Below are 15,950 nucleotides of genomic sequence, written 5' to 3'. Positions count from 1 at the left end.
CATGCCCGTCCTGTTCCAGATGGCATTGCGCAACCTCTTCGCCCACCGCGAGCGCATGCTGCTGTTGTTCTCCGTGGTGGCGGCGGCCAGTGGTGTGCTGGTGTTGTCGATGGCCCTGACGGCGGGAGTCGCCTCCGCGCACCGCGAGGCCATCACCACGTTCCTGAGTGGCGAGCTCAACGTCGGCGGCTACTTCAAGGTCCATCCCGACAGCATCTCTCCGGTGATGGGCAGCGCGGGCCCGGTGCGCGAGGTGGTGGGGCCGCTCGTCCCGGCGGACTGTCACCTGCGCGAGCGGGGACGGGGCCGCGCCACCGTGGGCTTCTCCCAGCGCCGCTTCTCGTCCTATCTCGTGTCGTTGGACGTCGCCGCGGAGCAGGGCGCGCTCGGCACGCTGCGCATGAAGGAAGGGAGCCTCGCGGCCCTGTCGCGGCCCCGGACGGTGGTGCTCTCCACGACGATGGCCGAGCGGCTCCAGGTGGGAATGGGCGACGTGGCCACGCTCTTCGCGGAGTCGGTGGGCACGCTGCGCCGCAACGCGCTGGACGTGGAGGTGGTGGCCATCATGGAGCGGGCGGGTCTGCTCGGCGGCTCCTCGGGCATCCTCGTCTCCAACGACACCCTGCGCGAACTGGAGGGCTACCGCCCCGGCGCCGCGGGGGTGCTCCAGCTCTCCTGTGCCTCGGGAAGCGCGGGGATGGTGGACGTGGATGCGCTGGGTGACTCCTGGCGAGTGGCCCTGCGCACCGCGGGCTTCGAGGTGCTCCCGGCCCTGCACGAGGCCTACGGCGACAAGCTGTCTCCCATGTTGCGCGAAGGCTGGCGCGGCCAGCGACTGGACGTCTCCACGTGGCAGGACGAGTCCGCGTTCCTCAGCTTCGTCACCGACGGCCTGGGGGCGCTGACGGTGCTGCTGGGCCTGGTGGTGTTGGGCGTCGTCCTGGTGGGCATCTTCATGGCGCAGAGTGTCGCCGTGCGGGAGCGGACCCGGGAGATTGGGACGCTGCGCGCCATGGGCATGCAGCGCCCCCGGGTGGCGGTGCTCTTCATGTTGGAGGGGCTGCTCCTGGGCTTCGTGGGCGCGGTGACGGGCGCCGTCGTCGCGCTGGGGTTGGGCACGTTGCTGCATGGCCGCGTCCCCCTGCCGGAGCCGCTCATCGACTTGTTCTTCAGCACCCACCTGCCGCTGGAGCCGAGCGTGGGTTCGGCGGTGGTCGCCGTGGTGCTCGTCACGTGTTGTGCCGCGCTCGCGGTGGTGGTCCCCTCGCTGCGCGCCGCCTGGTTGTCCCCTCGCTCCGCCATGGAGTCGCTGTGAACCTGGTGCCTGCCCGCCGCTTCCTCACGCTGCTCACCCTGTTGCTGTCTCCCACCCTGGCCAGCGCCGACAAGGTGGCGAAGCCCTCTGGCGAGGAGGTGCTGCGCCTCATCGACGAGCGCATGGCCTTCCAGAGCGACTACAAGGGCACGGTGCGGCTGCGCGAGCTGCGCAAGGACGGCACCGAGAACCTGATGGAGCTGGAGGTCTACCGGCGCGACTCGTCGAGGGATTTGCTCATCTACATCACCAAGCCGCGGCACCTCGCCGGTGGCGGCTATCTGCGCATGGGGCGCAACCTCTGGGAGTACGAGGCGTCGACGGGCCAGTGGCAGCGGACGACCCAGCGCGGCAACATCGTCAACACCGTCTCCTGCGAAGAGGACTTCGACCGCTCGCGCCTGGCGGAGAGCTACGACGTGAAGGACGAGGGCGAGGAGGTCGTCAGCGGAACCTCCTTCCGCAAGCTCCACCTCACCTCGAAGGACGGCGCCCAGGTCTCCTATGTGCAGTTGCGCATCTGGGTGGACCCGGCGTTCAACATCGTCAAGCGCATCGGCTATGCGCCCTCCGGCCGAGTCCTCCGCACCGACGTCATCCGCAGCTACCAGCCCATGAAGGACCCGCTGGCTGGCAAGGTCGTCTTTCCCTACAAGGAAGTGCTGGAGATTGAAGAGGCGTCGGGCTCGCAGTTCACGGTGCGCTACGACGACGTGACGCTGAAGGCGCTGAACCCGAACATGTTCACGAAGACGTGGCTGGAGGGACGGGTGCGCTGAGGCGCATGCCCGTCCTCCCTTCGCTGCTCATCCCTTCTTCTGGATGAGCAGCCGCGCCAGCTCCCGCACTCCGGGCTCGCGCAGCAGGTCGGAGTGCTGTCCCGGCAGCGTCACCAAATCCAACTGCTCCCGGGGCAGGTGGGCGTCCCAGCCGAACGTCTCGTCATGGAACTCGGCCAGCGTCATGGCGCCCCGGATGATGAGGGGGCGCACGTGGCGCGGCGCCTTGACCTGCCACTGCGCGGCCTGCGGCGTCAGCACCTCTCCCAACACCTTCCAGGCGCGAGCGACGTCCATGCCCCGGAAGTGGGGTGAGGCCATCCCCGAGGCGCGGGCGCGCTCGGCCACGTGCTCCCACTTCGCCTCGAGCGACATGCCCTCCAGCGCGCCCGCCAGGGTGGCGTCGTACACGCCCAGCACGTCCGCCATGGCCAGCACGGACTCCAGCCGCTGCGCGGGCATCTCCGCCTGGATGACCTCGGAGGTGAGGGTGTCCACCACCGCCAGCAGCTCCACCTGCTCGCCCTGTGCCTCCAGGAGCGCGGCCACGCCCATGGCCGGATAGCCACCGTAGGAGAAGCCCATCAGCCGGTAGGGGCCGTGAGGCTGCATGGCGCGGATGTCTCGGGCGTAGGCCGCCACGCGCTCGTCGAAGGAGCCGAGGGGCTGGTCCGGCGTCAGCGTCTCCGGTGCCTGGATGCCGTAGCAGAGGAAGTGCGGCTCCAGGACGGGGACCAGCTCGCGGTAGTGGTAGACCTCGCCGTCGCCCGCGTGGAAGAGGAACAGCGGCGTCGCGTCCTCGGGGACGTCGCGGCTGGCCAGGCGGAGGACGTTGGAGCGCGAGTGCCCTTCGCGGAAGTACTCCTGGATGGCCTCCGCCGAGTCCTGGAGGACGGCGTTCTGGAAGAGGACGGCCAGCGGCAGGGGAATGCCGAGCTCGTCCTCCAGCCGCGCCAGCAATCGCATGGCGAGGATGGAGTCGCCGCCGATGGTGAAGAAGTCGTCTTCGACGCTGACACCCGGCTTCTCCAGCACCTCCCGCCACAGCCGGTGGAGCACCATCTCCAGCGTGGTGCGGAACGGGGTCTCCGTGCGCGCCGACGCCGAGGTCTCCACGACGGGGGCCGGGCGCGACTCCGGAGACGGGAGGGCCTGACGGTCCACCTTGCCGTTGGCGTTGATGGGCAACTGCTCCATCACCACGAAGTCCGCGGGCACCATGTACGCGGGGAGCAGCGCCGCCACGTGCGCGCGCAGGGCGTCCGCCTGGACGGAGCCGGGCGCCTGGAGATAGGCGCAGAGAGACTGCACGCCCGCGGCCGTGGTCCGCGCGATGACGACGGCCTCCTCCACTCCCGCGTGTCGTCGCAGGCAGGTCTCGATTTCCGACAGCTCGATGCGGAAGCCGCGAATCTTCACCTGGTGGTCCGCGCGGCCGAGGAAGCGCAGGCGCCCATCCGGCAGCATCCGCGCCAGGTCTCCCGTCCGGTACATGCGCGCGCCGGGCTCCTCGGAGAACGGGTCCGGAATGAAGCGCTCCGCCGTCGCATGCGGCGCGCCCAGGTAGCCGCGCGAGAGCGCCGCCCCGCCGATGTAGACACCACCGGGCTGGCCCGGGATGACGGGCGCCAGGTGGTCATCCAACAGGTAGATGCGCACGCGGGGGATGGGCCGGCCGATGGGGAAGGTGGCCTCGGTGCCCAGACCCTCGACGCCGGGGATGTCGCAGGTGGCGGAGGTGATGGTGCACTCGGTGGGGCCGTAGACGTTGACCCACGGCGCGTGAGCACCGCCCACGCGCACCCAGGCGTCATAGGTCTCCCGCTTGAGGACATCGCCTCCCGGGGCGAGCAGGCGCAGGCGGCGCGGAAGCCGCTGGCCCGAGGACTCCATCTGCCGAATCCACTCCTCGATGTACGTGGGAGGCAGGCTGATGAGGGTGATGTCCGTCTCCTCCAGGTACGGAGTCATCGCGTGCGCGGGGACCAGCCCGTTGCGCAGGACAACGGTGGCCCCCACCGCCAGCGGCGGATAGAGGTCCTCGGCGGCGGCGTCGAAGGTGAGCGGCGCGAACTGGAGCATCCGGTCTCCGGCCCTCAGCCCGAAGCGCTTCACGATGGCCAGATTGTGGTTCACCACCGAGCGGTGCTCCACCATCACTCCCTTGGGCTCGCCCGTGGAGCCGGAGGTGAAGACGATGTACGCCACCTGGGAGTCCGCGACCCGGCGCGGTCCGGGCGCCAGGTCCTCCGGAACAGTCTCCGGCTGGCGTGGCACCGCGACGTGGGGAACGAGCCACTCGTTCGCGGTCCGTGCGTCCTCGTCCAACCACAGTCGGCGGATTCCCGCCCGCTCCACCACGGCCTGCTTGCGTGCGTCAGGCCAGCCCGCGTCGAGCGGGACGTAGGCGCCGCCCGCCTTCATGATGCCCAGCAGCACCGCCATGGCTTGCGCGGAGGGCTCCATCATCACGCCCACGCGCTCCTCGGGAAGCAGGCCCTTTTCCACCAGCTCGCGGGCGAGCAGGTTGGCGCGGGCATTCAGTTCGGCGTAGCTCCACGTCGTCGCGCCATGCGCCACGGCGGCGGCCGTGGGCGAGCGCGGCACCTGGGCCTCGAAGACGGTGTGGATGCAGGCCCCGGTGGGAATCTCCTGCGGCCCTCCATCCAGCGACGCGAGCACCTCCGCGCGCTGCAGGTCCGACAGCAGCGACAGGCGGGACAGCGGCGCGTCAGGAACCCGCAGCGCCGAGTCCACCCACTGCTCGAACGAGCGGGCCATGCGCTCGCCGGACTCCGCCGTGAAGAGGGCTCCGTCGACGGCGAGCAGTCCCTCCAACCCGCCATGCGTCTCCTCGACGAGGCTGACCACCACGTCATACGCGGGGATGACGCCGGGGGCGTCCAGCTCCTCCACCGCGAGGCCGTCCATGCGGAGCGTGCCCGCCGAATCCAGCATCACCAGCGTCTGCGCCAGGGCTTGAGAGGTGCGCGGACCCTCCGGCACCACGGCATCCGAGATTCGCTTGAAGGCGACGTCCTGATGGGCCGTGGCGTGGGCCACCACCGCCTGGGCGCGTCGGAGCAATTGTCGGAAGGACGGGTTGCCCGTCAGGTCCGTACACAGGGGGAGGACGTTGGCGAAGTAGCCGACCATCCGCTCCGTCTGGGGCAGGGTGCGTCCGGAGAAGGGCGAGGCCACCACGACGGAGCCCTGGCCGCTGAGCCGATGCAGCCAGGACTGGACGAGCGCCAGCACCGACGTGAAGGGGGACACCCGCTCGCGACGGGACAGCTCGCGGAGCGCGTCTCCCTGCCCGGGAGAGAACGCCACGCGGACAGGGCGCATGTTGGCGTTGAGCGCGGGCGCCCGACGCGGGAAGTCCACGGGCAGGTCCAACACGGGAGGCGCATTCGCCAGCGCCTGCTTCCACGACGCGAGCGACTCCGTCTCCCGCTGCAGGGCGTCTTCGCTCCGCTGCCACCGCGCCACGTCGGTGTACTGGAGCGGGGCCGGCGGAAGCAGGGGCGTCACCCGCGCCCGCGCCGCCTGGTAGGCGGTGGCCACCTCGTCCATGAACGCGTGGAGTCCCAGGCCGTCGGAGACGAGGTGACTCACGGCGAGCACGAGGACATGGCGAGTGCCCGTCGCATCCAGGCGGAGCAGCTCGAAGCGGTACAGCGGACCGCGGGCCACATCGAAGGGCAGGTGGTCCTGCCGTGACACCGCCGCGCGCGCCGCCTCGAACGCCTCGGTGGGAGGCAGGTGTGACAGGTCCACCCGCGAGAGCACGGAGGCGAGCGTCGGATTCACGCGGACCAGCACGGCTTCGCGTTCCTGGAAGAAGACGGTGCGCAGCGTGTGGTTTCGCTCCAGCGCGGCGGCGAGCGCGGCCTCCAGGTGGGAAGGCTCCAGCGGGCCGTCCAGCACCATGGCGAGGCTGAGCACATAGGGAGGTGCGTCCGGCAACTGCAGCGCGTACCACAGGCGCTCCTGCACGGGCGCCGCCGGCAGCGGGCCTGTCGGAGTGACGGTCGGCGTTGTCGGCGACTCCTGGATGCGCGGAGCCCCGGCGATGGCGCGCGCGAGCCCGGCCACGGTGGGCTGGGTGAACAGCGTGCTCAATGGCAACTGCACGCCCAGCTCCTGCCGGATGCGAGTCACCACGCGAGTCGCGCTCAGCGAGTGACCGCCGAGGGCGAAGAAGTCGGAGTCACGCCACACCTGCTCGACGCCCAGGACCTGTTGGAAGAGCCGCGCCAGGTGCTCTTCCGTGGCGCCCTGGGGCAGCTCTCCCTCGGCCTCCTCGGACTGGGGCAGGGGCCGCAGGGCCAGCGCCTTGCGGTCCACCTTCCCGTTGGCACTGAGGGGGAGCGCGGTCAGCGGCATGATTCGCGCGGGCACCATGTAGGGCGGCAGCCGTTGGCTCAGGGCCTCGCGCAGCAGCGCGGGCGACTCGGCGCCGGTGAGCACCACCCAGGCCACCAGCTCCTTGTCTCCGGGACGGCGCTCCCACGCGGTGACGGCGCAGGCACGCACGGACGGCAGCGAGGCCAGCGCGGCCTCCACTTCCCCCAGCTCGATGCGCATGCCGCGCACCTTCACCTGGAAGTCGGCGCGGGCGAGGAACTCCAGGCGTCCGTCGGACAGGCGGCGTCCCAGGTCTCCGGTGCGATACAGGCGCGCGCCCGGCACGTCCGAGAAGGGATGCGGCACGAAGCGCTCCGCGGTCAACTCGGGGCGGTGCCGGTAGCCACGGCCCACGCCGACGCCACCGATGTAGAGCTCACCCACGACACCCGGAGGCACGGGGTTCATGGAGTCGTCCAGCACATGGACCTCCATTCCCCGCTTGGGCAGGCCGATGGGCGTGCTGGTCCCGAGCGGCGGCGTCACCAGGTGCTGGAGCGTCGCGGTGTCGGAGCACTCGGCGGGGCCGTAGGCGTTGACCAGCGGGATGTTCGGGTAGCGCTCGAACCAGGCGCGGCATACGGAAGGCGGCAGGGCCTCGCCGATGGTGACCATGCACCGCAGTCGTGGAAGCGCGGGCGCGCTGGCGGCGGTGTCCTCCAGCAGCGCATGCAGCACCGAGGGGACCAGCTCCACCACGGTGGCTCCAGACGACGCAATCTCCGAGGCGAGTCGCTGCGGCTCCCGCGCGGAATCATCGGTGATGAGGTGCGTGGTGGCGCCGAGCGTCAACGCACCGAGCATCTGCCACACGGAGATGTCGAAGCTCAGGGACGCCGTCTGGGCGATGACATCGCCTTCGTGGATGCCCAGCCCCTCGACCATGCCGAGGATGTGATTGCGCAGGCCCCGGTGGTGGACCATCACGCCCTTGGGCACACCCGTGGAGCCCGACGTGAAGAGCACGTACGCGAGCGCCTCCGGTGAAGCCCGCCGCGAGAGGGGCTCCGCGCTCTGCGTCTCCAGCCCGTCGAGCGTCAACACCCGTGGACGCAGGGACTCGGGGACCAGGGAGAGTGCCTCGGTGAGTCCGCTGTCCAGCGTCCCCGAGGCGAGGAGGAACGGCGGCTGGCTCTCCGCGAGGAGCTGGGCCACGCGCGCGGGAGGCAGTCGTGCATCGAGCTGGAGATGCGCGCCGCCCGCGGTGTGGACGGCGAGGATGGCGCGAACGAGGGCCTCATCCCGAGGCCCGATGACGGCGACCAGCGTCTCCCGTGCCACGCCCTGGGCCGCGAGCCGCCGTGCGGCCTTGTGAGTCCAGGCCGCGAGTTCGCCGTAGGTCCACTGTCCGCCATCGAAGGACAGGGCGATGCGCTCCGGGACGCGCAGGGCCTGGGCCGCGAAGTCCTCGTGCACGCACGTCTCGGGAGGAGCCGTGGGCGCCGGGCGACCGCCGCGCAGGGCCGAGACTCGCTCGTCGTCTGTCAGCAGGGGCAGGTGCGAGATTTCGGCGCTCGGAGCCTGGAGCGCGCCTTCGAGGAGCTGGAGGTAATGGGTGAGCATCCGCTCCGCGGTGGCGGGCTCGAACAAGTCAGTGCTGTACGTGAAGGCGAACTCGAAGCCGTCGGCGACCTCCGTGGCATGGAGTGTCAGGTCGAGCTGACTGGTGTGGTTGTCGACGTGCAGCTCCCGAGCAGTCATTCCCTGGAAGGCGCTGGCGAGCGGCTCCGTCACCGCCCGCCCCATGTCGAACATCACCTGCACCAGTGGAAGGTGGCCCGTACCGCGCTCCACGTGGAGCGCCTGGACGACCCGCTCGAACGGCGCGGCCTGATGCGAGAAGGCCTCCAGTGACGTGGTGCGGACCTGCGCCAGGAGGGTCGAGAAGGTCAGGCCCGAGGTGAAGTGGCTGCGCAGGACGACGGTGTTGAGGAACAGGCCGACGACGTCCTCGGTGGCCGGGTGGACGCGTCCCGCGGTGGGACTGCCCACGACCAGCTCCTCCTGTCCGGAGTAGCGGTGCAGCAGGGTGGCGAAGACGGCATACAGCGCCATGAAGGGCGTCACCTGTTGCTCACGGCACAGGGTGCCCAAAGCCCGAGTCAGCGCGGGAGACAGGCGCTGGATGCGACTGACGGCTCCGGCATCTCCGACGACGGAGCGGCGTGGCTTGTCGAGCGGCAGGGCGAGCAGCGACGGGGCTCCCGCGAGCTGGCGTTTCCAGTAGTCGAGGTGCGCCTCTTCATGGGCGCGAACCGAGGGCAGCCGCTGCCACGTCGCGACATCCGCCTGGGTGAGCGCGACGGGAGGAAGGACAGGGACCTGCTGCTGGCGGAGCGCGGAGTAGGCCACGGCCAGCTCGCGCAGGAGGATGTCGAGGGACAGGCCGTCGACGAGGACGTGGTGCAGCACGAGCAGCAGCACATGGTGCTCGGCGCCCAGTCGGAACAGGCGGAAGCGGTACAGCGGCCCCTCGGAGAGGGAGAAGGCGCGGCTGGACTCTTCCTGGAATCGGGCCCAGTCGCGAAGCGACGCACCGTCCAGCGAAGAGGGCGCGTCTTCGACCTGGAGCACCTGGGCCGGTACGGGCCCCAGCCGAAGCGTGGGCCGGTCACCATCAGGAGCGAAGTGCGCGCGAAGGGAGCTGTGTCGCTCCAGCATCAGTCGCAGCGCGGACTCCAGGGCGCCTGTGTCCAGCGGGCCGCGAAGCTCGACAGCCTCGGGGATGAGATACGCGCGCAGGCCAGGGAGCAGCTCATGGAGGAACCAGAGGCGCTCCTGCGCGAACGTCGGCAGCAGCGGAGCGTCGGGAGACCTGGGAGCTGGAGCTGGGAGCCGCGGGACGCGAGCGAGCGCGTGGGATTCGAGGATCGCCGCGAGGGCTGCGATGGAGGGAGAGGAGAAGAAGGAAGCGAGGGGAAGGTCGACGCCGAAGGACTGACGGATGCGGGAGACGAGGCGGGTGGCGGAGAGGGAGTGGCCGCCGAGGGAGAAGAAGTCGGAGTCGCGAGAGACGGAGTCGAGGCCGAGGACCTGGGAGAAGAGGAGGGAGAGGAGCTCTTCAGTGGGGCCGCGAGGAGGAGAGAAGGAGTCGGAGAGAGGGAGGGAGTCTGGGAGGGGAAGGGAGGCGAGGGCCTTGCGGTCGACCTTGCCGGAGGAGGAGAGGGGGAGGGAGTCGAGGACGCGCAGGAGCGAAGGCACCATGGCGTCTGGGAGAGAAGAGGAGAGGGACGAGCGCAGGGAGCGCAAGTCATGGAAGGGAGAGTCGAGGACGAGGAAGGCGAGGAGGGAGTCGCGAGAGGAGGGGTGGGGAATGGCGGCGGCGTGGCGGACGCCAGGGAGGCGGAGGAGAGCGGCCTCGACTTCCTCGAGCTCGACGCGGACGCCGCGAATCTTGAGCTGGAAGTCGGAGCGGCCGAGGAAGGAGAGGGAGCCGTCGTGGAGCCAGCGTGCCCTGTCGCCGGTGCGGTACATGCGAGCGCCGGGCGAGTCGCTGAAGCCATCGGGAATGAAGCGCTCGGCGGTGAGGTCCGGGCGCGAGCGGTAGCCACGGCCGAGGCTGGGGCCCGCGATGAAGAGCTCGCCAGGGACGCCGACGGGGAGAGGCTGGAGGGAGTCGTCGAGGACGTAGAGGCGGGTGCGAGCCAGGGGCTTGCCGAGGGTGACAGGCAGCTCGGGCGAATACACCGTGCCGGTGACGCAGATGGTCGTTTCGACGGGCCCGTAGGTATTGATGAGCCGGGTCTGCGTGACGGCCAGCGCTTGGATGAGTGACTCGGGAAGGACCTCTCCACCCGAAATCAACACGCGCAGGTGACGCAGGGCCTCGAGTGCACCGGGCTCCTCGATGGCGGTGGCGAGCGAGGACGGCGTGGTGGAGACGTGGGTGATGCCGTGCTGGAGGATGTCACGGCCCAGGTTGAGGGGGCCGACTGGCCGGAGCACCACGCGAGCGCCACGCGAGAGACTGAAGAGCAGTTCCTCCATGTGGATGTCGAAGGAGACGCTGCTGGACGCGGCCCACGTCGCGCCGGGCGCGGTGTCGTAGAGCGCATCGAACGCGGCGAAGCCATGGACGAGGTTGCGCTGAGTCAGCTCCGCGCCCTTGGGCTCACCGGTGGAGCCCGAGGTGTAGATGACGTACGCGAGGTGGCCCGGACGCGCGGGCGTGGGGAGCGCGAGCACGGCGCCGGGCTTCGCGGCGTCCTCGGGGCGCACGAGGGGAATGTCGAGCGAGGCACCTTCGAAGAAGGACTCACGGGAGATGAGCAGCCGCGCACCGGACTGTCTCAGCAGCGAGGCGCGACGGGCGGCGGGATGCGAAGACTCCAGCGGGAGGCAGGCCGCGCCGCTCAAATGGATGGCGAGCAGGGCGACGACGGAGTCCGCGGAGCGCTCCAGGCACAGACCCACCACCGTCTCTGGCCGAGCACCGAGGGCCGCGAGATGCGAGGCGAGCTGTGACGCCCGAGCGAGGAGCTGGGAGAAGGTGAGTGAGCCCTCGGGTGTCACCAGCGCGACGGCGTCAGGAGTCCTCGCGGCGGAGGCGAGGAGGAGCGAGGCGACGGTGGCCTCTTCATCGAAGGGCTGCTGTGCCGAGTGGAAGCCGTGCACCATCTGCTGGCGTTCCTCGGGACTCAGCAGGGACAGCGCGCCCACGGAGCGGGTCGGCGCCTCCAACGTCTGCTCCAACAGGCGCACGTAGTGGGACAGCATCCGCGTCCCGCTCGCCTCCGTGAACAGCGAGGTGTCGTACTGGAGATACAGCTCGAACCCCTCCGCGTCTTCGATGACGGAGAGGCTCAGGTCGAACTGGCTGGTGCCGTTGTCGACGAAGCGCGGCCAGGTGGAGATTCCAGGGAACTGTCCATCCCAGGAGCGGCTCATCCGGTTCAGGTCGAACAGGACCTGGAACAGCGGCGTCTGGTGGAGGTTGCGCTCCAGGTGGAGCGCTTCGATGACGCGGTCGAACGGAACCTGCTGGTGGGTGAACGCCTCCAGGGCCGTCGCGCGGACGTGGGACAGCAGGTCGGCGAAGGACGTGCTGGCGCTCACGCGGGTGCGGAAGACGACGGTGTTGATGAAGAGGCCGACGGTGTCCTCCAGCGCGGGATGCGCGCGGCCGGAGACAGGAACCCCGACGCACAGCTCGTCCTGCCCGGAGTAGCGCTGGAGCAGCGCGGCGAAGGCGGCATACAGCGCCATGAACGGCGTCACCTGATACTGACGGCACAGCGTGGCCAGGGCTTGCGCCAGCGCCGGACTCAGCCTGTGCGGCGGGCAGAACGCGCCCTCGTCTCCGCGCACGGCCGGGCGTGGCTTGTCGAGCGGCAGGGCCAGGGTAGAAGGCGCTCCCGCGAGCCGTTGCTTCCAGTAGTCGAGGTGCGCGTCCTCACGCGCGCGCACGGCGGGCGTTCGCTGCCATGCGGCCACATCCGCCTGCGTGAGCGTCACCGAGGGAAGGGCGGGCTCCTGGTGCTGGCTCAGGGCGGTATAGGCCACGGCCAGCTCGCGCAGGAGGATGTCGACCGACACGCCGTCGACGAGGAGGTGGTGAAGCACCAGCAGCAGCACATGGCGCTCGGGCGCCAGTCGGAAGAGCCGGAAGCGATAGAGCGGGCCCTCCGCGAGCGGGAAGGCACGGCTGGCCTCCTCCCGGACTCGGGCCGACAGGGTCGCATTGATGTCCGCGCTGGTCGAAGCGAGGTCCTCCCGCTGAAGCACCCGCGGCGGAAGCGGACGGACCTGCAACACGGGTCGCCCATCCTCGGGGACGAAGACCGACCGCAGGGAGGCATGGCGCTCCAGCAACAGCCGGAGTGACGACTCGAGGGCGGCGACATCGAGGGGGCCCTTCAGCTCCATCGCCTCCGGGATGTGGTAGGCGCGCAGCGAAGGCTGGAGCTCGTGCAGGAACCAGAGCCGCTCCTGCGCGAACGACGGGAGCGGGGGCTCGCCAGCGGGACGGGGCGTCGGCGCGGGAAGCGGCAGCGCGCGGTCCATCGGATGCGCCGAGAGGATGCTGGCGAGCGAGGCGACAGTCGGGGTGGAGAAGAGCGTGGCGAGGGGCAGCTCCACACCGAAGGACTGGCGGATGCGCGACACCAGCCGGGTGGCGCTGAGGGAGTGGCCGCCCAGCGAGAAGAAGTCCGCGTTCCGGTGCACCTTCTCCACGCCGAGGACCTGGCTGAAGAGGAGCGCGAGCAGCTCCTCCGCGGGGCCCTGCGGGGGTTGCTGGTGCTCGGCCTCGTCGGCGTCGGGCTCGACGGGGAGCGCGGCCAGGGCCTTGCGGTCCACCTTTCCGCTGGTGTTGGTGGGCAGCGAGTCCAATGCTCGCATGCGCGAGGGGACCATGGCCTCCGGCAACAGCTTGGACAGCGCCTGACGCAGGGCGCGGAAATCAGGGGACGCGACCTCCGTCACCAGGTACGCGACCAGCTCCATGTCCCGGACTGTCTGTCGGGCGATGACGGCGGCCTGCCGGATGCCGGGAAGGCGCAGCAGGGCGGCCTCGACTTCCTCCAGCTCCACTCGGACGCCGCGAATCTTGAGCTGGAAGTCCGTGCGGCCGAGGAAGGACAGGGTGCCGTCCGCCATCCAGCGCGCCCTGTCACCGGTGCGATAGAGGCGCGCGCCGGGAGTCTCGCTGAAGACATCGGGAATGAAGCGCTCGGCGGTGAGGTCCGGACGCGCGCGGTAGCCACGGCCCAGTCCCTCGCCGCCGATGAACAGCTCACCCGGCACGCCCACGGGCAGGGGCTGGAGCGCGTCATCGAGCACGTAGAGCTGGCTGCGGTCCAACGGCCGTCCCAGGCTGACGGGGCGCTGGGGCACGCACACGTCCACCGCGACGCAGACGCTCGTCTCGGTGGGGCCATACGCGTTGACGATGCGGGTCTGCGTGAAGGCGAGCTGCCGCACGAGGGAGTCGGGCAGGGCCTCACCGCCGGTGACGACGACCTTGAGCCTACGGAGGGCCTCTGGCGCGCCGGGCTCCTCGAAGGCGGTGGCGAGCGACGAGGGCGTGATGACGACGTGGGTGATGCCGTGCTGGAGGATGTCGCGGCCCAGGTTCAGGGGGCCGACGGCGCGCATCACCACGCGAGCGCCACGCGTGAGGCTGAAGAGCAGCTCCTCCAGATGCATGTCGAAGGACAGGCTGCTGGACGCGCCCCAGGCGTGGCCCGGAGCCGTCTCATAGAAAGCATCGAAGCTGGCGAAGCAGTGGACCAGATTGCGCTGCGTCAGCTCCGCGCCCTTGGGCTCACCGGTGGAGCCCGAGGTGTAGAGGACATAGGCGAGGTGCTCCGGACGCGCGGGCGTGGGGAGCGCGAGCACGGCACCAGGCTTCGCGGCGTCCTCGGGCCGCACGAGGGGAATGTCGAGTGAGGCGCCCTCGAGGAAAGCCTCGCGCGAGATGAGCCACCGCGCGCCGGACTGGCGCAGCAGCGAGGCGCGACGCGCGATGGGGTGCGAGGGCTCCAACGGGAGGCAGGCCGCGCCGCTCAGGTGGATGGCGAGCAGGGCGACGACGGATTCGGCGGAGCGCTCCAGGCACAAGCCCACCACTGTCTCTGGCCGAGCGCCGAGGGCGGCGAGGTGGGAAGCGAGCTGGGAGGCGCGGGACTCGAGCTGCGCGAAGGTGAAGGAGCCCTCGGGGCTCACCAGCGCGATGGCGTCGGGTGTGCGCTCGAAGGCGGCTCGCAGCAGCGTGGCGAGGGTGGCCTTCTCATCGAAGGGCCGCCGCGTCGCATTGAAGTCGCGCACCACCTGCTGGAACTCCGCGCGCTCGAGCAGCGGCAGCGCGCCGATGGGCTGCTCGGGCGTCTCCAGCGCGTGCTCCAGCAGTCGCTCGAAGTGGCCCAGCATCCGCTCCAGGGTGGCCGCGTCGAACAGCTCGGTCCGGTATCGGAAGTACACCTCGAGCCCGTCGCGCTCCTCCGCGACGGAGAGGCTCAAGTCGAACTGGCTGGTCCCGCTGTCGACGGGAAGGGCCCGGGACTGGAGCGTGGGGAAGGCCGCCGGGAGCGGGTGCTCCATGCGGCTCATGTCGAACAGCACCTGGAACAGCGGAGCGTGGCTGAGGCTGCGCTCCACGGGGAGGGACTCGACGACGCGCTCGAAGGGAACCTGCTGGTGGGAGAACGCCTCCAGCGAGACGGTGCGCACGTGGGCCAGCAGGCTCGCGAACGAGGCGCGCGGGTCCACGTGGGTGCGGAGCACGACGGTGTTGAGCAGCAGGCCGACGACGCCTTCGGTGGCCGCCTGGGAGCGGTCGGAGACAGGAGTGCCCACGCACAGTTCGTCCTGTCCGGAGTAGCGCTGGAGCAGGGCCGCGAAGGCGGAATACAGCACCATGAACGGCGTGACGTGATGCTGGCGGCACACGGTGTTCAGGGCGCGGTGCAGCGAGGCGTTCAGCCGGAGGTGACGACTGAGGGCGCCGCTGTCGCCGAGGACGGCCGGGCGGGGCCGGTCCGTGGGGAGCGCGAGTCGAGACGGTGCGCCCGCGAGCTGCTGCTTCCAGTATTCGAGGTGCGCCTCTTCGCGGGCGCGCACGGCGGGCGTGCGCTGCCAGAGGGCGATGTCCGCCTGGGTGAGGGTGACGGCGGGAAGGGCGGGGACCTGCTTCTGACGGAGCGCCTCGTACGCCACGGCCAGCTCATGCCGGAGGCCGTCGAGGGACACGCCGTCGACGAGGATGTGGTGCAGCACGAAGAGCAGCACGTGGTGCTCGGCGCCCATCCGGAAGAGGCGGAAGCGGTACAGCGGTCCGTGCGTCAGGGAGAACGGCCGGATGCACTCCGCGGTCAGCCGCTCCCAGGGAATGGTGGTGTCTCCGTCCCCAGTCGCTTCCACGTCCTCCACTTCGAGCGCGCGCGCGGGGAGGGGCTCGATGCGCGGGGCCGGGCGGCCCTCGTCGGTGCCGAAGAGCGTCCGCAAGGCGGCATGTCGCTCCAGGAGCAATCGCAGCGCGGCTTCCAATGCATCCACGTCCAGCGGGCCACGAAGCTCGACGGCCTCGGGGACGACATAGGCGCGCAAGTCGGGGAGCAGTTGGTGGAGGAACCAGAAGCGCTCCTGCGCGAACGTCGGCAGCAGCGGGGCATCTCCAGGCTTCGGCGTCGGAGCCGGAAGCGGGGTGCTCTGGGCATCCGCGCCACGAGCGAGGATCGCCGCGAGGGCTGCGATGGAGGGCGAGGAGAAGAAGGAAGCGAGGGGAAGGTCGACGCCGAAGGACTGACGGATGCGGGAGACGAGGCGGGTGGCGGAGAGGGAGTGGCCGCCGAGGGAGAAGAAGTCGGAGTCGCGAGAGACAGAGTCGAGGCCGAGGACCTGGGAGAAGAGGAGGGAGAGGAGCTCTTCAGTGGGGCCGCGAGGAGGAGAGAAGGAGTCGGAGAGAGGGAGGGAGTCTGGGAGGGGAAGGGAGGCGAGGGCCTTGCGGT

3 protein-coding genes and 1 pseudogene are annotated in these 15,950 nt (G+C 70.3%); 2 read left to right on the top strand and 2 right to left on the bottom strand.

Annotated features, from left to right (window positions below; all coding sequences use genetic code 11):
• Position 1: 1 nt before the first annotated feature.
• Positions 2-1,315: an ABC transporter permease gene (locus tag G4D83_RS28780; protein ID WP_163868073.1), complete on the top strand. Its 1,314-nt coding sequence runs from the start codon at positions 2-4 to the stop codon at positions 1,313-1,315.
• A complete protein-coding gene (locus G4D83_RS28775; RefSeq protein ID WP_240356711.1) occupies positions 1,312-2,094 on the top strand; it encodes an outer membrane lipoprotein-sorting protein in 783 nt (260 codons plus the stop codon). Before G4D83_RS28780 ends, G4D83_RS28775 begins: the two co-directional genes overlap by 4 nt.
• Positions 2,095-2,121: 27 nt before the next feature.
• Here G4D83_RS28775 and G4D83_RS28770 read toward each other — a convergent pair whose 3' ends face one another.
• Both G4D83_RS28770 and G4D83_RS47280 read right to left on the bottom strand, forming a co-directional pair.
• Complete coding sequence (locus tag G4D83_RS28770) at positions 2,122-15,603, bottom strand: amino acid adenylation domain-containing protein (protein ID WP_275902399.1); 13,482 nt, start codon at positions 15,601-15,603, stop codon at positions 2,122-2,124.
• 84 nt (positions 15,604-15,687) lie between these two features.
• Positions 15,688-15,950, bottom strand: a pseudogene (locus G4D83_RS47280) (phosphopantetheine-binding protein); the annotation flags it as partial.

Origin of the sequence: Myxococcus eversor, from assembly GCF_010894455.1 — a bacterium.
GTDB lineage: Bacteria > Myxococcota > Myxococcia > Myxococcales > Myxococcaceae > Myxococcus > Myxococcus eversor.
The sequence above is the reverse complement of the archived record's forward strand: the minus strand, read 5'-3'. Positions and strand labels throughout refer to the sequence as shown.